Genomic DNA, 17,639 nt, shown 5'->3' with positions numbered 1-17,639 from the left:
ACAAGAATTTACAGGAGGGCGCTATGAAAAGCGTAAAAATCAACCTTGCGGGCCGGGTGCGATACCTCGCCTTTACCGTGGAGGCTATGTTTCAAATTCAAGAAGTTTTCGGCGGGTCCGGCGAAATGATCGAAGCCATCAAGGGCGACACACGGGAGGGATTTTCCGCCGCTTGCAAGGCCGCCGCAATCCTGGCAGAACAAGGAGAGCTCGTCCGGCGCGGCCTCGGGTATGACCCGGAACCTATGACGGACGCCGAGACAATCGCGGCGACAATGGCTCCGAGTGAGATCGCCGCCCTCAAGGTTGCGATCCCCTCCGCCCTGACCCTCGGCTATGGCCGGGAGATTGAGGCCGACGCCGACGAGGTGGACCTCGGCCTTGCGGAGCTCAACACGCAAAAAAAAACGTAGTAACCCGCGCCCATTATATCCGCATGGGGACAGCGGGCGGCCTCTCAAAAAAAGAGACCCTCCTCTCCACACCTGGAGAGATCGGGGACCTTTGGGAGCTTTACCTCCAGGCCCGGGGCGTAAAGAAGGAGCGGGAGCCGGAGGACGAATAAAGCCGGAGGGGCGAACCCCTCCGGCGGCGGATTAGATTCCGAGCAACTGGTTTTTCTTTGCCTCAAATTCCGTCTCTGTAATGGCTCCACAATCCAAAAGGTTTTTATACTTCAAGATTTCATCAGCGGCGGAGGCGGAGTGGCGATTGTAGAAACACTGTTTTTTGCGTCCTCGAAAACCTTTAGGATTTTTTGTGCGATCTCCCTCTTGTATGTAACCATCACAGAAAAGGATTTTGTCAGCGTATGGACTCCGATAGAGCTCCCGGTTAAGCCGTTTCCGCTACAGTCAACGGATTGTATTTCGTTAAGAGAAACATTTCAACGGAGAAGTTAGAAAGCACTTTGTAAGAAAACAAAAACCTTTTGTCCGTGAGGAACACGACGCCGGGAAACGTCCCTCTTTTCCTTGTGTTTGCGTGGGTAATAACGACGTTTGACGGGGAGGCAAAAAGGACTGTTTCGTCTGGATCAAGCAACTCCTCGGCCCTTGCGAGATCCTTTTTATTGCCAAAAGTTTTAATTTTGTACTCGTCGAGAACCCTTTGAACATCCTCGCGCATAGAATAACCCCTTTAATCTATTTGTTGTAGGAACGGCGAAAATAATCGCATTTCACAAGGGAAATTATCACCCGAAAATATGGTAATGTCAAGTAAAAAATTGATTATTGCCATAGAAAGGAGCCGCCGCGCATGGCAAGGACAATCTCGACAAAACTCGCCGTCGAGGGTGAGGCCCAATATAAACAGGCGATCGCCGCTTGTAATTCCGAACTGTCCACGCTCAAGTCGGGCCTTGCGCTCGTGGAGAGCGAATTTCGCGGAAACGCTAACAGCATGGAGGCCCTCACGGCCAAGGGGGCCGCCCTGGATTCCATGTATAAAAAGCAACAGGAGAAGGTCTCCACCCTGGAGGCCGCCCTCCGCAACGCCCAGCGGGCACAGGAGGAATACTCCTCCCGGGTATCAACGGCACAAAGCAATATAGAGCGGTGTGAGCGGGCCCTTGAAACCTTGCGGAGGTCCACCGGGGACACCTCCAGAGAGCAAGAGGCCCTCACAAAGGAACTCGACAAATGGAACGCCGAACTTGAGGAGGCCCAGGCCGGACAGGCGGCGGCGGAGCGTGGGGTCCAGAACTGGCAAAAACAATAATAACGGAGCAAAGATTGAACTCAACACTTTATCCGACGAGATAGGGAAAAATAACGGATATTTGAGTGAGGCAAGGGCAAGCGCCGACGGGTGCGCGAACTCCATAGACAAGTACGGGAAGGAGACAAAAAAAGCAGGAGAGGAGTCCGGAAATTCGGCGAAAGAGCAAAAGCGCAATCGACAACCTCGCCACCGTATTAGCGGCGGCGGGAATTGCTAAAACCGTGAAGGAGATCGCAGACACTCTTATGGAGTGTGCAAAGGCCGCAGAAAGTTTTGAAACTTCTATGGCGAAGGTCTCCACACTGGCAGATACAAGCGTCGTCCCATTGGAAACCCTCAAAACGGAACTTGTGACCTTGTCCGGCGAGACAGGCGTCGCCGTGGGGGCACTGGCCGAGGCGGCCTATCAAGCCCTCTCGGCGGGTGTGGATACGGCGGACGTTGTGAACTTTGTCGCCACGGCCACAAAGACCTCGGCGGCGGGCTTTACGGAGGCGTCGACGGCGGTTGACGTTCTGACAACCGCGATCAACTCCTACAAGCTGGAAGGAACAGAGGCCGAGCGCGTGGCTTCTATGCTGGTAAAGACCCAGGACGAGGGCAAGACCTCCGTCGGAGAGCTGGCCGCAAATATGGGCCGCGTGATCCCATCCGCCGCCGCCTACAATGTAAGCCTCGAAAACCTGACGACCGCCTATGCGCTCCTCACAAAGGGCGGTATGAATACGGCGATCTCGACGACCAACCTCGGCGCTATGCTGGACGAGCTGGCAAAGAGCGGCTCCAACGTGGCCGGGATTCTGGAGGAGCAGACCGGAAAGAGCTTTGCCGAACTCATGGCGAGCGGGTCCAATCTCGGGGACATTATGGCGATCCTCTCCGATAGCGCGAACGGGGACGCGACCGCGTTCTCCAACCTCTGGAGTAGCACCACGGCGGGCAAGGCGGCCCTCTCCCTCCTCAATACCGGGGCAGAAGAATTTGACCGGACCCTCGGCGTTATGGCGAACAGCTCCGGGGCCGTCGACCGCAATTTTCAGATCATGGCGGATACAACGGAGTTTGCACACCAGCGAATGACAAACGCCGCGGAAAATCTGAAAATCGCCGTCGGAGACCAATTAAATCCGTCACTTGAAAGATTGTACGACGTAGGGACGGACGCTTTCACATGGGCGGCAGATTTCGCAAACGAACACCCAGCGGTCGTGAAAGCTGTTGCGGCGGTTGTCATAGGGCTCGGCACACTTGCGGCGGGAGTTACTGCCGTGGTAGCGGCAACTGCCGCGCTTGATGTGGTTATGGAGGCTAATCCGATAGGGTTGATTGCGGCGGCCACCGTTGCGGCTGTTGCCGCCGTCGGCGCATTTGCTTTTATGATGACCTCCGCGAGCGAGGAAACAAAAGCCTTTACGGGGTCACTCCAGGAGACAAAGGCGGCCTATGAGGAATTGTCCGAGACAATGGAGGCGGAGCAGGAGTCCACCGCCGCAAGCGCCGCCGCACTGGAGGAACTCCTCGCCGTAGAGGAAAAGTCCGCCGCACAAAAGGCGGCGATCTCTGAACTCGTAAACCAACTAAACGAAAGCGTCCCCGGGCTCAATCTCGCCTATGACGCGGAGCGGGACGCCCTGGAGGGCCTCACCGCCGCCGAGGTTTCGGCTATGGTCGAAAAGGCCGCCGCACAAGAGGAATATGAGGCCCAGGTCGCCCGCTTGTCTGAACTCTACACAGAACAGTCGGAAATATCCGCCCGCCTGGAGGAGGCTCAAGAGGCATTAAACACCGCCCAGGAAACAGGCTCCGGGAACACCAGGACACTCCAAAATGATATTAACGAACTCACCGCCGCCCAGGAAGAAAACGCCGCACAGATCGCGGAACTGGAGGAGGCGTCCCGGGAATACGGGGAGAAACAGGCGGAGGCCGCCGCCAAAACCCAGGAAATGACCTCCCGCGTGGAGGATATAACCGCCAAAATGGAGACCCTCCAAGCGGCCTATGAGGAAAGTTATAACGCCGCTATGGAGAGCATAGACGGACAACTCGGCCTCTTTAATGAGCTGGACGGATCGGCGAAAACCTCCATTGACAACCTGATCGGGACCCTACAAGGACAGGTCTCCTATATGGAAACCTACGCGGCCAACATTCAAAAGGCTATGGAGCTCGGTGTGGACGAGGGCTTAATTAAAAAGCTGTCCGACGGCTCCGAGGAGTCCGCGCAAATTTTGGCGGCCATTGTGGAGGGCGGCGAGGAGGATATAGCTGCCCTCAATGAACAGCTCGCAAAGGTGGAGAAGGGCAAAGAGGCGTTTTCCGAGACCGTGGCCGAAATGGAAACCGATTTTTCGGATCAAATGGAGGAACTTGTCCGGGACCTGGACGACGCGATCCAGGATATGGACCTATCCGACGACGCCTATCAGATCGGCGAAAACAATATGCAAGGGCTCATAGACGGAACGGCCAGTAAAAAGGCGGAGCTCGTGCGGAAGTATGCCGAAATGGGCCGCGCCGCCCTCGCCGCCTACAAGAAGGAGGTCGAACAAGCCTCCCCCTCGAAGAAATTCAACGAGGCGGGCCGCTTTGATATTCAAGGCATTATAAAGGGCGCGGAGGCAGAAAAGGCCAACCTCGCGGAGACCTACGCAGACGCGGGCCGGACCGCTTTGTCGGCTATGGAGAAAAGCCTCCCCTCCAGCGTGGAGGAACCGCCAACCTCGGCGGCCATCAACAGACAGACCGCGGCGATCGTGGCGGCGGTCCGGGGCCAGGACGGCGGAACAACTGGAGGTATCACTATCTATGTGGACAAGCTGGAGGTCCGAGACGACCAGGACGTGGAGCGGGTCGCCCGGGAGCTCTACTATCTCACGGAGCAGAAAAAGAGGTCGAGAGGAGGCGGCAGTTTATGAGCGGTTTTTCTTTCCGGGGCGTCCATAGTAGCAAATTCGGAATTTATACACAGGACACGAGCCGGATCATTCTCCCCCCGCGGCGGGAGGGAAAGGTCGTGATCCCGGGCCGCTCCGGCTATTATGACGGCGTGGCCGGGAATGTGTACGACGAGCGGGCGGAGACGATTCATTGTGCGTTTAAGTGCCCGACAGGGAAAACCGTCCCGGAGGTATGCCGGGAGATCGCCTATTGGCTGTCCGGCACCGGGCGGCTCGCCTACGATAAAGAGCCGGATAAATACTATACGGCCCGTATCTCCGGCGGGCCCCCTATGGCGCAACACCTTAAATACGGGGAGTTTGATCTCACGTGGAACTATAACCCGCCTTTTGCCCTCGGGCGGACCGTGACCCAGCCGATCACCTCCGGGGAGAACCCGGTCGACTACCGGGGCACAGCGGAGACCCCTTGCATTATCGTTTTGAGGAACCTCTCCGACGCGGACGTCCTCACCATCACTATAACAGCTATAAAAAGGAGTGTTTGACTATGGACAAAAACAAGATCAAAGAAACGCTCGAAAAGCAGTTACAGCTACTTTCCGAGCGTTCCGCAGAAACAAAAAATCGGGATTATATGGAACTTGCGAAACTATCCGAGTCTATGTGCTTGCTGGCAGAGACTATCAATCGGATTTGTCCGAGCGTTCCGTGAAACGCTTTTGAAGCGTTTCAATAAAATCCGCGATCTCGTTTGCGCTGTCTACGTCGATAGGGTATCTATCGCCGCGGGCCGCGCAAAGGATTTTAGCAATCTCGATTGAATTTGTGATTGCCGCGTTTTCGTTCATTGGAATCATTCGTATCACCCCCTTTTCTGGAAGAAAGTTTACCACAGAAAGGAAAGAGCGGCAACGGAGAAATGCGAAAAGGAGTGTTTAATTATGTACGCTTGCGACTACCTGGAAAATGGGATTTTGAACGCCCTCCGCGGCGTCACCTTTGCGGCTCCGGCGAAATGCTACCTTGCCCTTTACCTCAACGACCCAGGGGAAAGCGGCACGGCAGGAACAGAGGTAAGCTATACCGGATATAAGCGGATGGAAATTGACTTTTCCGCCCCGGCGGATTCCAACGGCGGGATCGGGGTCCAGAACCTCACCGACATTACTTTTCCGACCCCCGTCTCGGCGGCGGGCACCATTACCCATATCGGCGTCGTGGATTCCCTCACGGGCGGGAATATGCTCGCCCGGGGCGAGCTTGTGGAGCCCCTCATTATCGGGGCGGAGGAGCCTCCCGTATTCCTGGCCGGGGACGTGCTTTTCTATCTCACCGGGAACCTCTCCAAGGCGTGGAAAACAAAGGTCTTGAACGTCCTCCGGGGAAACTCTATCCAAGGGATCACACCCTATTTTTCCCTCTGGAACGGATCGCCGGAGTCCTCCGGCTCCGAGCTGTCCGGGGACAATTACCAGCGCGTCCCCCTCACATTCGGGGCCCCGACGGAGCAAACCTCCGGCCAGATTATCGCCCGCAACTCCCAGGCGGCGGCGTTTCCAAGGCCCTCGACCGCGTGGGGGACCTGGACCTATTCCGCCCTCTACTCCGCCGAGACCTCCGGCGAGCCCGTCTATATTAAGCCCCTGACGGAGTCCGTGGAACTCAAGCGCGGATATATGCCCACGATTGCGGAGGGGGCCGTGGAGGTAGGGATCAACTAATCATGTATAACGATAGACGGTATAGCCTCGCCCGGTACTCCGTCAACCAGGAGGCAAAGACGGTCGAGATCGCGGAGAGCTTTTCCGAGGCTATGGGGGCGGTTGCCGGGGCCGCGATCCCCGTTGATTTCCGGGACAAATACGCGGAGGCCCTCCAGGGCTCCGCGCGGGGGACGGTCTCTGTTATTTCCACGTTCTCGGCGGCTGACCGCCTATTTACGACGGCGAGAATGTCGGCGGACGTAGTGACACGGGCCGCCCTCTCCGAGGCCATCCAGGGCTCCATATACGGACAGAAGAACACGCCCGCGGCCCTGACCGTCCGGGACGTGCTGGCCGCCCGGGCCCAGGGCTCGAAGAATGTCCCCGCGCCCCTGGAGCTTGCGGACCGTCTCACCGCGGCGGCGGCGGGCTCGAAGAATGTCACGGCCTCCCTCAAGGTCTCCGAGGTCCTGACCTCCATGTTAGAGGCGACCTCACAGACCACGGAGCGGACAACCCTCCAGCTCACGATCCCGCCCGGGGGAGAATTGCGGATTGACAGCGAGCTTTTTCTCGTTCTCTTGAATGGGGAAAACGCCTTGCATACACAGTCCGGGGACTGGATCAACGTATCCCGGGAACTCCTCCGGCTCATTATCGAAAGCGCCTCCGGCGGCCAGCTCCGGGGACAGCTCATTTATACGGAGAGATACCTATGATAGAAATTTTTGATAAATCGCGGCGGCGGGTAGCGATCGCGGAGAACGCTCACGCCATTTCAGAACAGGAACGGATTAACGCCGTTTGGTATTTCTATTTTTCCCTCCCGTATAAGGACCCGAAAAATGAGTATTGCAAGCCCTTCTATTACGTCCGCCACAACGGCGGGGAGCTTTACCGGATCATGCCCGAGACCCTGACCGTGGACGAGTCCGGGAGCGTGGCCTATCAGTGCGAGCACGTCCTCGCAACTCTGATTGACAATATTCTTTTCGGGTATCACGTTGTCGGGAACCTCGGGACCTATACCCCCGACGTGATCCGGTACGTCCTGGATCACCAGCTTGTGAAAAATTGGGTCCTGGACGAGTGCGACTATAGAAACCAATTTGAATATGGGTGGGAGCAAGAGTCCCTCCTCTCCGCCCTATTTTCCGTGGCGACACCCCTCGCGGGCCCCTACATATGGCGGACAAATACGGCGGTTTATCCGTGGCGGCTGTCTCTCAAACGCCTGGACACCACGGGGCGCCCGGAAATGTACGTCCGGCGGCGGCACAATATGACAAGCTACCAGCGGAGCCGGGACCCTCAAAATATTGTGACCCGCCTCTATCCCCTCGGCTATGGCGAGGGCGTGAACCAGCTCGGGATCGGGAGCGTAAACGGCGGCGTCCCATACCTCCAGAGCCCGAAAGCAATCACGGACAAATACGGGATTATCGAAAGGGTATGGACGGATCGCCGCTATGAGGACCCGGCCTCCCTCAAGGCCGCGGCGGAGGCTATGCTCCGGGAGCTCCAGGAACCCGCCGTCTCCTATTCGGTCGGCTATCAGGAAATGACCGCCTCCGACTTTGACAAGGCCGAGGTCGGAAAACGCCTCCGTATGGTTTACCCGGAGATCGGGGAGAGCGTGGACACGTTCATAACAGAGATTAAGCGGGACTATGAGGACGCGGAGCGGTCCTCCCTGGTTGTGGCGAACAAGGAGACCTCGATCGCCTCCTCCCTGGCCGATATGGCGGACCGCCAGAGGATTGAGCAGACATACGCCCAGGGAGCAACCCAAATTTATAGCCAAGCCCTCCAGGCGAATTGTGACCGCTCCTCCGGGGCGGTAATGGACTTTTTCATCCCGGAGGAAATGCGGATTATAAACAAGGTCCTCGTCAAGGTGCGAATGACAAAATTCCGGGCCTACTCCAAGAGCACGGAGAGCGACGCCGCGAAGGTTGTCACCTCTACCACAAACGACGACCAAACCCGCACGAGCTCGGACGGGGGCCGGACCACCTCAACCACCACCACCAGCGACGACCAAACCCGTACAAGCTCGGACGGGGGCCGGACCACCTCGACCACCACAAGCGGCGGCGGACAAACCACCTCCAGCGGCGGCGGGGCCACCTCCAGCGCGACGGCCCTCGAAAGCTCGAACGTCCTCCCGAGCCAGACCACCGGGCAAGCGGTCCACAACCACGGCCTCCATAACGGAGTGCGGATTGCAATATATGGGGGCGTGGATGAAAACGGGGCCGTGATTGCGGACGGATACGAAGTATGGGTGGATTCCGGTGCCCATATCCACCCGGCCCACTCCCATACCATCCCGCCGCACACGCACACCGTAGACGACCACTCGCACAGGCTCACCATTCCGGCACACTCCCACACGACCACGATCCCCGGCCACTCTCACCGCGTCACCATCCCGGACCATAGGCACACGATCACGATCCCGGGGCACTCCCACAAGGTAACGGTCCCCTCCCATTCCCACAATATCACGCCGGGGATTTATCAATATGGGAACCCTCAAAAATTCGGGCTTTATATCAATGGGATAAAAAAAGCGGATTTCTCCGGGAGGACGGCGGAGCTTGATATTACGGACCTATTGACAGGCTCGGACAACATGATCCCCCGGGGGAGCTGGTTGTCCCTGGAGGTCCGCCCGGACGACCTCGCCTATATCAGCATTGATCTAATTGTCCAGGGCTTTATACAATCCCGCGGGGATAAAACAGTTTAGGAGGTTTTTCTATGGCAACAGTGCTCTATCCCGGTATTGCGTTTTCGCCGCAAGCCACCCTCACAAACAACCTCGGCGCGGCGGATACCATTATTGAGGTCTCGGACGCCTCGGCGTTTCCGCCCGCCCCGAACCTCGCTACCATTGGAACGGACGAGGAGGGAGAGACCATCCTCTACACCGCCAAAACGGAGACCGCCCTCTCCGGGTGCAAGCGGGGGGTCGAGGGTGCGGCCCGGGCCTGGACGGCGGGCGAGCTGATCGGGCGGAACTTCACCGCGAAGGATCACGCCGACCTGATCGCCGCCATTTCGGAGACCCGCGGCGCGGCCACGGCGGCGGCGGGCGCGGCAACGGAGGCGGGGGAGGCCGCAAAGGCCGCCCAGGACGCCGCAAGGGCCGCACAAGAGGCCGCAAGCGAGGCGGAGGGTAAAGCTACAGAGGCGGCGGAAACGGCGGAGAAAGCGGCCCAGGACGCGGGACAGGCAAAGAAGGACGCACAGACCGCGGCGGACGCGGCGGCCACGGCCCAGGGCGCGGCGGAGACGGCACAGACCGCGGCCACTTCCGCCTCCACGGAGGCCAGCAACGCGAAGAAAGAGGCTGGAGAGGCGAAAAAGACCGCGGACGAGGCCCTGGAGACCGCCCAGGCGGCGGGCGGGCTTTACCCTCAAATTATTGTGACCGTGGCGGCGGGGGCCGTTGTGACGTGCTCCAACGGCTCCAAGAGCTACGAGCAGACCTCCACGGGCGCGGCGGTCGTGTTCAATGTCCCGGATTATGGGACCTGGAGCGTCTCGGCGGAGCGGGACGGCCTCCCCTCGAACACCGTCGAGATCGTGGTGGACACGGCGAAGCAGTACGCCGCCGCCCTGGCCTTTTTCGAGTCCACGATTACCGTCAACGTGGAGGCGGGCTCCTCCGTGGTATGTGAGGGCGGCGGAAAAACGCAGACCAAAACCTCCGAGACGGGCTCCGTCGTCTTTACCGTCACCTCGGCGGCCACCTACACCATAACGGCCACCACGGGAGACGAGACCACAAGCGGGACGGTCCAGATCACCGCCTCCGGCGAGGCGAAAACCCTCACCCTTGAATATTTCCGATCCACGATTACCGTCAATATCGCCGCCGGGGCTTTTGTCACTTGTACGGACGGCAAGACCTCCCTCGAAGGGACCTCCAACGGCTCCGTCGTGTTTATGGTCCACAATGCGGGGACGTGGCAGATCACAGGCTCCATGAATGGAGAGACCACGAGCGGGACGGTACAGATCACGGCGGGCGGCCAGTCGAAAGTCCTCAACCTTGAATTTTTCTCCGCTACGATTACCGTCAACGTGGAGAGCAGCTCAACCGTCACTTGTGCGAAGGGCTCCAACACGCAGACAAAGACCTCCACGGGCTCCGTCGTCTTTACAGTAAAGGAGGCGGGCACCTACACCATAACCGCCACCAAGAGCGGACAGGAGGCGAGCGGGACGGTACAGATCACGGCGAACGGCCAGACAAAAACCCTCTCCCTCGCATATGTCCATATTTATAGCGCGGCATGGGACGGCTCCAGCACGACCAAGCTCACAAGAGGCGACGACGCGGCCCTCTTTACGGACCCCGTCCCAGCCGTGGGAAACGGGGCCGGGTCCTCCCCCTTTGACAACCGCCTACCGTGGTCCGGCATGACAAAAGTAACGGACGGGAATAACGTCCTTGTGAAAATTCCGAAATATTGGGTAAAGGTATCTCACGCGCCCTTTAAGGTCCAGATCGCGGACAAGGCGACCCCGGGCTATCAGGTTTCCCCGGCCCACCGGGACCGCGGGGACGGAGTCGGCGAGCGGGATGTTGTCTATATTGGCCGCTATGAGTGCGACGGCTCCTATATGTCCAGGAGCGGACAGGCCCCGAAAGTTTCGACGCCCCTCGCCACCTTCAGGAGCGGGATTCATGCCCTCGGCGCGGAGTATTGGCAAGCGGATATTGCTTTACATTTGACGTGGTGGTTTTTGTATATCGTGGAATATGCGGACTGGAACGGCCAGACGGCGATCGGACAGGGTAACGTAAGCTCCGGCGCAAAGATCAACACCGGGGCCACCGATTCCATGACCTACCACACAGGCCGCGCCGCGGGGACAGACGGCCAGACCGCCGTCCAGTATCGGAACATTGAAAACCCGTGGGGCAACGTCCGCGAGTGGAGAGACGGGATCATTTTCTCCGATACCAATATTTGCACCTATAACAACCCGGCTAACTTCTCCGACGCCTACAACGGGACCGGGGCCGTGGTGCGGAGCAACAAACGGGCCGCGTCGAGTGGATGGATCAAGGCATGGGGCCACGACACCAACGACCCGAGTTTTATTTATCCCTCGGAGATCGGCGGGTCCGAGACGACGTTCGTCCCGGATTATTGCTATTATAACGCCGGGGTCCGGGCCCTCAATATCGGCGGCACTATGGCTACGGCACCAACGCGGGGCCGTTCTGCCTCAACGGCTACAACACGCCCGCCAACACCTACGCCAGCCTCGGCTCGCGCCTTCAAAAGCTCCCTCGGGCGGCGTAGCCGCCGGGGGGACCGGGGGGTCGCAACCCCCCGGAGGTAACGATAAACACACATTGACGAAAAGGAGGGATACAAATAAAAAGGGACTGGCTACGCTATGCGACCGGGCTTTTTGGCTCCCGCGTCCCGGATTATTGCAATTATAACACCGGGGTCCGGGCCCTCAATATCGGCGGCAACTATGGCAACGGCACCAACGCGGGGCCGTTCTACCTCAACGGCAACAACACGCCCGCCAACACCAACGCCAACCTCGGCTCGCGCCTACTTATTCAAGACATAGTCTCACCGCGTAGCCTTTTCCGTACCGCTCGGTAAAAATTGCCGTAGGGACATGGTTTAGTAAGCCTTTTTGGTTTGAAAGACCGTGAGGTGAATAAGAAAATTTATTTACATCCGAGAGGCGAAACATGAAAAGAATAGGATTCCTCATGGAGAGGCTTTGCAAAAAGGAGAACGCCCTCCAGGCGATCGAGGAAATAAACGAGGATCGCAAAGACAATAAAACCGCTCAATGGGTGGAGCGGACGAAGGAGGAACGGGCGGAGGAGCTTTGCAAGATCGCCCGGAACTTCCACCCGAAACCCGCCCGGACCTTTGAGCGGTACGACCCCACCGCAGGGAAAACCAGGATTATCAACGAGCCCGCCCTCTGGCCGGACCAATATATCCACCACATGATCGTCCAAGTCTTAAAGCCCATCCTTATGCGGGGCATGGATTATTTTTGTTGTGGGAGTATCCCGGGCCGGGGCCCGCACAGGGAGAAAAAAGCGATTGAGAAATGGCTCGACAAAGACCGCAAGGGGACAAAGTACGGCGGCGAGGCGGATATTAAAAAATTCTATGATTCCCTATCTCCTCGCGTGGTTATGAGATTCCTTTGCAGGAAAATCAAGGACCGGGAATTTCTCGCCCTGATATGGAAGATCATCAAGGCCGGGATCAAAATAGGCTTTTATATTTCTCAATGGCTCGCTAACGCCGTACTTGAGCCCCTGGACCACTATATCCGGGAAAAGCTCGGTATCCGCCGATATGGGCGGTATATTGATAATTTTACTTTTTTCGGCCCGAACAAGAAAAGGCTCCACAAGGCGATCCGGGCGATCATGGAATACCTCGCCCGTATGGGCCTACGCCTAAAGGAAAATTGGCAAGTCTACAATACCCGAAAGCGCATGGTCGACGCCGTGGGGTATCGCATGAAACGGGGCTTAACCCTGATCCGCAAGCGGAACCTCCTCCGCCTAAAAAGACAATGCACACGGGCGAGTAAACGGATCGAGGCGCGGCGGCGGGTAGACCCGAAACAGGCCCGGGGGATTCTGTCCAGGGCCGGACAGCTTAAACATTGTGCGGGAAAGAAACAGTATGAAAAGCACGTCCTCCCGATCCGGCCAGTTTTGAAAAACGCCGTCCGGGAGGCGGACAAAAGGAGGAGAAACCTATGCTTGAATACACGATCGGCATAATGAGGGACGGCGGGCGGCCCCGCCGCTACCTCCGTATTAAATCCGACGAGGCGATCCAGGTATTGGACCCCGTCGTATCCTTCACAAGAGCACAGGAGGACAAAAGGAGCGTTTACGAGTGCATAATCGGGGCCCTGATTCACGAGGCCCAGGAAGGAGGCTTTTTCTATGAATGGTACGAGCTGGAGAGCGTCCTTGTGGAGGTGGACCACACCCTCCCCGTTGCCGCGACCGTCCAGCGCATGGGCCCGGAGGCCACGATCGCCGCCGCAAAGATCGCCCGCCTGACGTTGCCGGGGCTGGACCTCGACGACGGCCAGAGGATCGCGGTCTCCGCCCTTTATGAGGACTGGAGCCCCGGGGCCGCCTATAAGGTCGGGGACGTGCGGAACGCGGGCGGCCAGACGTGGGAGTGTTTCCAGGAGCACGACAGCGCGGTTTACCCGGACATTTCCCCGGAGGGGACCGCGTGGCGCACATTCTGGAGGCCCCTCCACGGAAACACGCCGGAGACCGCCCGCCCCTTTGTGGAGGTCCAGGGGGCCCATGATACATATAAGGCGGGCGAGTATATGGTTTGGACAGACGGGACCGTCCGGGAGTGTATCCGGGAGACGAGTTTCGGCCCGGACGACGACCCGGACGCCTGGAGCCTCCCGGACAAGCCCGCGCCCGCGGCGGCGGAGGCCGCAGACCTGGAGGCTATGACGATCCCCCAACTCAAAGAATACGCCAAGGAGCACGGGATCAGCCTCGCCGGGAAAACCCTCAAGGCGGATATTGTGGCGGCCATAAAGGCCGAGCTTTAAGAAGGAGGAACAAAAGACAATGAAAGAAAATATTTTTCGTGGCGTGATCGCCGCCGCCGTGGCCGGAGCCGCGGCATACTTCCAGGAACTCGCCCTCCCCGTGGCGGTCCTTTTCCTTGTTATGGTCGTGGACTATATCTCTGGCATGGTCCGGGCATGGACCCGGGGCGAGCTTTGTTCCCGCGTGGGAATTATGGGGATTGTAAAAAAGGCCGCCTATCTCCTGGCCGTCGTCGTGGCGATTGTGGCCGATTGGGTGGTACAGACGGCGGCGGGCCAGATCGAGGTCGATTTCGGCGGATTCTTCTTTTTCGGCCTCCTCGTGACAATCTGGCTCGTTCTCAATGAGTGTATTTCGATCCTTGAGAACATTTCGCAGATCGGCGTCCCGCTCCCGTCTTTCCTTGTGGCATTGATTGAAAAGCTGAAAAGTACCACGGAAAATAAGGGGGAGGAGTTGCTGAAATGACGGGGGCAGAAAGAGAAAACTATATCTGGAGCCGCCTCACCGCCGCGGGCTTGACGCCCGCGGGGGCGGCGGGGCTCATGGGGAACCTTTACGCCGAGAGCGGCCTCAACCCGGCGAACTTGCAAAACACCCACGAGAAAAAGCTCGGCCTCACAGACGCCGCCTATACCGCCGCCGTGGACGCCGGAACCTATACCAATTTCGCCGGGGACGGCGCGGGGTATGGCCTCGCACAGTGGACCTATAAGACCCGCAAGGCGGCCCTCCTGGCCTATGTCCGGGCGGCGGGTCGGTCCGTGGGGGACCTGGAGACACAGGTCGGTTTTTTGCTCCAGGAGCTCGCCGGGAGTTACAAGGGCGTCCTCTCCACGCTGAAAAGCGCCCAGGACGTCCGAACCGCCTCCGACGCCGTCCTCCTCCAGTTTGAGCGGCCCGCCGACCAGGGCGAGGCCGCCCGGGCCCGCCGCGCCGGGTACGGGAAAACCTACTTTGACCGATACGCTCCGGCGGACACCTCCGGCCTCATGCCCTCCGGCGTGTTTGTGGACAAGCTCCTCACCGTGGCGGGGAATTTCAAAACCCTTTATATCATGGGGTGCTTTGGGGCCCCTATGACGCCGGAGAACAAGGCGAGATATACCAAAAATCACGCCTACAATACAAGCGAGGCACAAAAGGCACGGATCAACGCCGCCTCCGCCGATACATTCGGCTTTGATTGCGTCAACCTCATAAAAGGGATTTTGTGGGGCTGGAGCGGGGACGTCTCCAAAAGATATGGCGGCGCAACCTACCCGACCGCGGCGGCATTTGCGGCGGGGGCTTGCCCGGACGTGTCGGCGGACGGCATGATTAAAATTTGTAAGGAGGTCTCCACCGATTTCTCCCGGATCGTCCCCGGGGCGGCGGTATGGGTAAAGGGGCATATTGGGGTATATATCGGGGACGGCCTCGCGGTCGAATGTACTCCGAAATGGAGGAACAAGGTCCAAGTGACCGCCGTCTCCAATATCGGGACAAAGGCCGGATACAACGCCCGCAAGTGGACCAAGTGGGGGAAAATCCCCTATATCAACTATGAGGAGGAGATCGAGAACATGAGCAAAGAGGAATTAAAGGCACTGATCCGGGAGACCGTCCGGGAGGTCCTCGACGAGGAAAACCCGATCTATAAGGATTTGAAGGACGTCCCGGAATACTGGAAACCCACCGCCGCGGCGCTCCTGGAGGCCGGAGCCGTGAACGGCGGAACCCCGGCGGAGGTATGCGAGACGGACCTCAACCTCCGCAAGGAGACGCTCAAGGCCGTGGTCGTGGCGGCCACATATCACGACGCCCGGGAGGGCAAGCAGTAGAAAAAAGGGCTGGAGGGTAACGCCTCCGGCCCTTTTCTTTGCTTTTGGTACGCCTTTTCTTTTGATAAGCTATGGAATATTACCATGAGTAGGGGGCTTTTTCATGTTAAAGTCAATTAAAATATGGGGTATTTCCATAGCAAGGAGGCGGAACCGTGAAAAAATTCCAGTTTGAGGGAAAGGGGAACATATCCGGGGACCGCGTCCGAGAGCTACGCCTCCGGGCCAGATTGTCACAGTCTGCCCTTGCGGCAAAAATGACCACGGAGGGCGTCATTATGGAACAGGACGTAATAAGCCGGATCGAGAGCGGCTCCCGCCTTGTGACCGACTATGAGCTCCTCGCCTTAACGAAAATTTTCGCCGTCTCGGCGGATTGGCTGATCGGATCGGGATAGAAACACCCGCCGCGGGAAGAATTTCCCCCGGCGGATTTTTGGGGCTTGACTTTGTGGTAAAATTAGCGTAATATAAGAGGCACAAACACAAGGGAGGCGGACAGCATGAGAAAGGGAACAACGGCCAGCACAAGCAAACTCGCAAAACTCCGGGCCGAGCGGGGGCTCGGGCTCCGCGAGCTTGCGGAGCTATCCGGCGTAGGTATCCGGCAAATACAAGGGATAGAGGGCGGGACCTCAAAAGTGGAGAATACCTCCCTAAAGAACGCCCTCGCCCTTGCGGACGCCCTCGGCGTACACCCTCGGGACCTGATATAAACACAACCCCGCCCGGCCAGTGGTCGAGCGGGGATTTTTATATATTGGAGGCTTGCGTTATGGGAAAGCATTATAAACATTTGACCTGGAGGGAGCGGCTACGAATTGAAACCCGCCTCAAGGATGGATGGACCCCCCAAAAGATAGCCGACGAGATCGGGCGGCACGTCTCCACTATTTACCGGGAGATCAAGCGGGGCCTCGGCGTCCAGCGCACGACGGACCTCATAGATTATGAGTGCTATATACCCGAGATCGCCCGGGAGAAATACGAGGCCACATTCTCCGGCAAGGGCCCGGACCTCAAGATCGGGAAGGACCACAAGCTGGCAAACTACCTCGGAGAGGTCCTAAAGGACGGCTATCGGTCCCCGGAGGCCGCCCTCGGGGAAATTGCGGTTAAAGGGATGGAATTTGATACTAAAATATCGCCCCGGACCCTTTACCGCTATATCGAAATGGGGATTATACCGGGCGTTTCAAGCGCAGACCTCCCCATTAAACGGAACCAGGGCAAAAAGAAAGAAAAGCAAAAGCCAAGGGCCGCCCGGAATTGCAGGGGTAAGAGCATAGAGGAGCGCCCCAGGGAGATCAACGCCCGGGAGGAGGTCGGGCATTGGGAAATGGACACAGTAGAGAGCGCCAAGGACGGGAGCCTGGAGCGGGTCCTCGCCCTGACTGGCCGCGTCACAAGGAACCAAATAAACATAAAAATTAAAACGGGCGAGGCGAAAATGGTCGTTGCCGCCCTGGACCGCCTGGAGCGGAAACTCGGGGCTTTGTTCCCGGTTGTGTTCCGTTCAATCACCGTTGACAACGGCTCCGAGTTTGCGGACGTGGAGGGTATGGAGCGGTCTTGTCTACGCCCGGGAGAAAAGAGGACGACGGTCTATTATTGCCATCCGTACAGCTCCAGCGAACGGGGCTCCAATGAGAAACAAAACGGCATGACCCGCCGCCGCCACCCGAAAGGGACGGACTTTAAGAAGGTCTCCCGGAAAAAGCTCCGGGAGACGACAGAATGGATCAATAACTATCCTCGGAAAATGTTCGGATTCCATACCGCGGCGGAGCTTTTCGCCGCCGCTTTTCCTGGCCTCCCCGCATTGTGCTAAAAAAATTTATAAAATTTTTCGCATTTCTCTTGACAAACGGCG

At 58.2% G+C, this 17,639-nt stretch carries 18 protein-coding genes; 15 read left to right on the top strand and 3 right to left on the bottom strand.

All coding sequences use genetic code 11. The features are described from left to right. Nucleotides 1-23: 23 nt before the first annotated feature. The gene (locus tag VV088_RS22470) at nucleotides 24-413 is read left to right on the top strand and encodes a hypothetical protein (protein ID WP_325224795.1); all 390 of its coding nucleotides are present in this window, start codon (nucleotides 24-26) and stop codon (nucleotides 411-413) included. A 183-nt stretch (nucleotides 414-596) separates the two neighbouring features. On the opposite strand, the gene VV088_RS22465 is transcribed toward VV088_RS22470, so the two are convergent. Both VV088_RS22465 and VV088_RS22460 read right to left on the bottom strand, forming a co-directional pair. Then, nucleotides 597-680 carry an SHOCT domain-containing protein gene (locus VV088_RS22465; RefSeq protein ID WP_442913199.1) on the bottom strand — a complete coding sequence of 28 codons (84 nt, stop codon included), beginning with the start codon at nucleotides 678-680 and terminating at the stop codon, nucleotides 597-599. Nucleotides 681-834: 154 nt separating this feature from the next. Beyond that, a complete protein-coding gene (locus VV088_RS22460; protein WP_334602879.1) occupies nucleotides 835-1,128 on the bottom strand; it encodes a hypothetical protein in 294 nt (97 codons plus the stop codon). Between the two features lie 132 nt (nucleotides 1,129-1,260). Between VV088_RS22460 and VV088_RS22455 the strand changes: the two genes are divergently transcribed. The 3 genes from VV088_RS22455 to VV088_RS22445 all read left to right on the top strand — a co-directional run bounded on the left by VV088_RS22455 (nucleotide 1,261) and on the right by VV088_RS22445 (nucleotide 5,173). Further along, nucleotides 1,261-1,722 carry a hypothetical protein gene (locus VV088_RS22455; protein ID WP_334602878.1) on the top strand — a complete coding sequence of 154 codons (462 nt, stop codon included), beginning with the start codon at nucleotides 1,261-1,263 and terminating at the stop codon, nucleotides 1,720-1,722. Nucleotides 1,723-1,970: 248 nt separating this feature from the next. Further along, complete coding sequence (locus tag VV088_RS22450; protein ID WP_334602877.1) at nucleotides 1,971-4,643, top strand: phage tail tape measure protein; 2,673 nt, start codon at nucleotides 1,971-1,973, stop codon at nucleotides 4,641-4,643. Next, nucleotides 4,640-5,173: a phage tail domain-containing protein gene (locus tag VV088_RS22445; RefSeq protein ID WP_334602876.1), complete on the top strand. Its 534-nt coding sequence runs from the start codon at nucleotides 4,640-4,642 to the stop codon at nucleotides 5,171-5,173. Before VV088_RS22450 ends, VV088_RS22445 begins: the two co-directional genes overlap by 4 nt. A 138-nt stretch (nucleotides 5,174-5,311) precedes the next feature. Here VV088_RS22445 and VV088_RS22440 read toward each other — a convergent pair whose 3' ends face one another. Then, the gene (locus VV088_RS22440; RefSeq protein WP_325293600.1) at nucleotides 5,312-5,485 is read right to left on the bottom strand and encodes a hypothetical protein; all 174 of its coding nucleotides are present in this window, start codon (nucleotides 5,483-5,485) and stop codon (nucleotides 5,312-5,314) included. A gap of 84 nt (nucleotides 5,486-5,569) precedes the next feature. On the opposite strand from VV088_RS22440, the gene VV088_RS22435 reads away from it, so the two are divergent. The 11 genes from VV088_RS22435 (at nucleotide 5,570) to VV088_RS22385 (ending at nucleotide 17,597) form a co-directional block, all read left to right on the top strand. After that, a complete protein-coding gene (locus tag VV088_RS22435) occupies nucleotides 5,570-6,349 on the top strand; it encodes a phage tail fiber protein (RefSeq protein WP_334600440.1) in 780 nt (259 codons plus the stop codon). Between the two features lie 2 nt (nucleotides 6,350-6,351). Continuing rightward, the gene (locus tag VV088_RS22430) at nucleotides 6,352-7,050 is read left to right on the top strand and encodes a hypothetical protein (protein WP_334600439.1); all 699 of its coding nucleotides are present in this window, start codon (nucleotides 6,352-6,354) and stop codon (nucleotides 7,048-7,050) included. Continuing rightward, on the top strand, nucleotides 7,047-9,086 hold the full coding sequence (locus VV088_RS22425) for a phage tail protein (protein ID WP_304965849.1): 2,040 nt from the start codon (nucleotides 7,047-7,049) through the stop codon (nucleotides 9,084-9,086). The genes VV088_RS22430 and VV088_RS22425 overlap by 4 nt, the downstream gene beginning before the upstream one ends. An 11-nt stretch (nucleotides 9,087-9,097) precedes the next feature. Further along, nucleotides 9,098-11,698 carry a hypothetical protein gene (locus tag VV088_RS22420; RefSeq protein ID WP_334602852.1) on the top strand — a complete coding sequence of 867 codons (2,601 nt, stop codon included), beginning with the start codon at nucleotides 9,098-9,100 and terminating at the stop codon, nucleotides 11,696-11,698. A gap of 370 nt (nucleotides 11,699-12,068) precedes the next feature. Continuing rightward, nucleotides 12,069-13,133 (top strand): RNA-directed DNA polymerase, encoded by a 1,065-nt coding sequence (locus VV088_RS22415; RefSeq protein WP_334600437.1) that lies wholly within the window; start codon nucleotides 12,069-12,071, stop codon nucleotides 13,131-13,133. Beyond that, nucleotides 13,109-13,942, top strand: a complete 834-nt coding sequence (locus VV088_RS22410) for a Rho termination factor N-terminal domain-containing protein (RefSeq protein WP_334600436.1) — start codon at nucleotides 13,109-13,111, stop codon at nucleotides 13,940-13,942. The genes VV088_RS22415 and VV088_RS22410 overlap by 25 nt, the downstream gene beginning before the upstream one ends. A 19-nt stretch (nucleotides 13,943-13,961) precedes the next feature. Beyond that, nucleotides 13,962-14,411 carry a phage holin family protein gene (locus VV088_RS22405; RefSeq protein ID WP_334600435.1) on the top strand — a complete coding sequence of 150 codons (450 nt, stop codon included), beginning with the start codon at nucleotides 13,962-13,964 and terminating at the stop codon, nucleotides 14,409-14,411. Further along, nucleotides 14,408-15,766, top strand: coding sequence for a phage tail tip lysozyme (locus VV088_RS22400; RefSeq protein WP_334600433.1), 1,359 nt, complete (start codon nucleotides 14,408-14,410; stop codon nucleotides 15,764-15,766). Before VV088_RS22405 ends, VV088_RS22400 begins: the two co-directional genes overlap by 4 nt. 155 nt (nucleotides 15,767-15,921) lie before the next feature. After that, complete coding sequence (locus VV088_RS22395) at nucleotides 15,922-16,164, top strand: helix-turn-helix domain-containing protein (RefSeq protein ID WP_304965974.1); 243 nt, start codon at nucleotides 15,922-15,924, stop codon at nucleotides 16,162-16,164. A gap of 105 nt (nucleotides 16,165-16,269) precedes the next feature. Next, nucleotides 16,270-16,482 carry a helix-turn-helix domain-containing protein gene (locus VV088_RS22390; protein WP_304965975.1) on the top strand — a complete coding sequence of 71 codons (213 nt, stop codon included), beginning with the start codon at nucleotides 16,270-16,272 and terminating at the stop codon, nucleotides 16,480-16,482. Nucleotides 16,483-16,541: 59 nt separating this feature from the next. After that, the gene (locus VV088_RS22385; protein WP_334600432.1) at nucleotides 16,542-17,597 is read left to right on the top strand and encodes an IS30 family transposase; all 1,056 of its coding nucleotides are present in this window, start codon (nucleotides 16,542-16,544) and stop codon (nucleotides 17,595-17,597) included. Nucleotides 17,598-17,639 lie beyond the last annotated feature (42 nt).

The organism is Lawsonibacter sp. JLR.KK007, from assembly GCF_036941135.1.
In the GTDB taxonomy this organism is placed as follows: Bacteria; Bacillota; Clostridia; order Oscillospirales; family Oscillospiraceae; genus Lawsonibacter.
The sequence above is the reverse complement of the archived record's forward strand: the minus strand, read 5'-3'. Positions and strand labels throughout refer to the sequence as shown.

Bases quoted from the DNA above. Each gene is read 5' to 3' on its own strand.
- VV088_RS22470 (WP_325224795.1), top strand. From the start codon at position 24: ATGAAAAGCGTAAAAATCAACCTTGCGGGCCGGGTGCGATACCTCGCC.
- VV088_RS22460 (WP_334602879.1), bottom strand. From the start codon at position 1,128: ATGCGCGAGGATGTTCAAAGGGTTCTCGACGAGTACAAAATTAAAACT.
- VV088_RS22455 (WP_334602878.1), top strand. From the start codon at position 1,261: ATGGCAAGGACAATCTCGACAAAACTCGCCGTCGAGGGTGAGGCCCAA.
- VV088_RS22450 (WP_334602877.1), top strand. From the start codon at position 1,971: ATGGAGTGTGCAAAGGCCGCAGAAAGTTTTGAAACTTCTATGGCGAAG.
- VV088_RS22445 (WP_334602876.1), top strand. From the start codon at position 4,640: ATGAGCGGTTTTTCTTTCCGGGGCGTCCATAGTAGCAAATTCGGAATT.
- VV088_RS22440 (WP_325293600.1), bottom strand. From the start codon at position 5,485: ATGATTCCAATGAACGAAAACGCGGCAATCACAAATTCAATCGAGATT.
- VV088_RS22435 (WP_334600440.1), top strand. From the start codon at position 5,570: ATGTACGCTTGCGACTACCTGGAAAATGGGATTTTGAACGCCCTCCGC.
- VV088_RS22430 (WP_334600439.1), top strand. From the start codon at position 6,352: ATGTATAACGATAGACGGTATAGCCTCGCCCGGTACTCCGTCAACCAG.
- VV088_RS22425 (WP_304965849.1), top strand. From the start codon at position 7,047: ATGATAGAAATTTTTGATAAATCGCGGCGGCGGGTAGCGATCGCGGAG.
- VV088_RS22420 (WP_334602852.1), top strand. From the start codon at position 9,098: ATGGCAACAGTGCTCTATCCCGGTATTGCGTTTTCGCCGCAAGCCACC.
- VV088_RS22415 (WP_334600437.1), top strand. From the start codon at position 12,069: ATGAAAAGAATAGGATTCCTCATGGAGAGGCTTTGCAAAAAGGAGAAC.
- VV088_RS22410 (WP_334600436.1), top strand. From the start codon at position 13,109: ATGCTTGAATACACGATCGGCATAATGAGGGACGGCGGGCGGCCCCGC.
- VV088_RS22405 (WP_334600435.1), top strand. From the start codon at position 13,962: ATGAAAGAAAATATTTTTCGTGGCGTGATCGCCGCCGCCGTGGCCGGA.
- VV088_RS22400 (WP_334600433.1), top strand. From the start codon at position 14,408: ATGACGGGGGCAGAAAGAGAAAACTATATCTGGAGCCGCCTCACCGCC.
- VV088_RS22390 (WP_304965975.1), top strand. From the start codon at position 16,270: ATGAGAAAGGGAACAACGGCCAGCACAAGCAAACTCGCAAAACTCCGG.
- VV088_RS22385 (WP_334600432.1), top strand. From the start codon at position 16,542: ATGGGAAAGCATTATAAACATTTGACCTGGAGGGAGCGGCTACGAATT.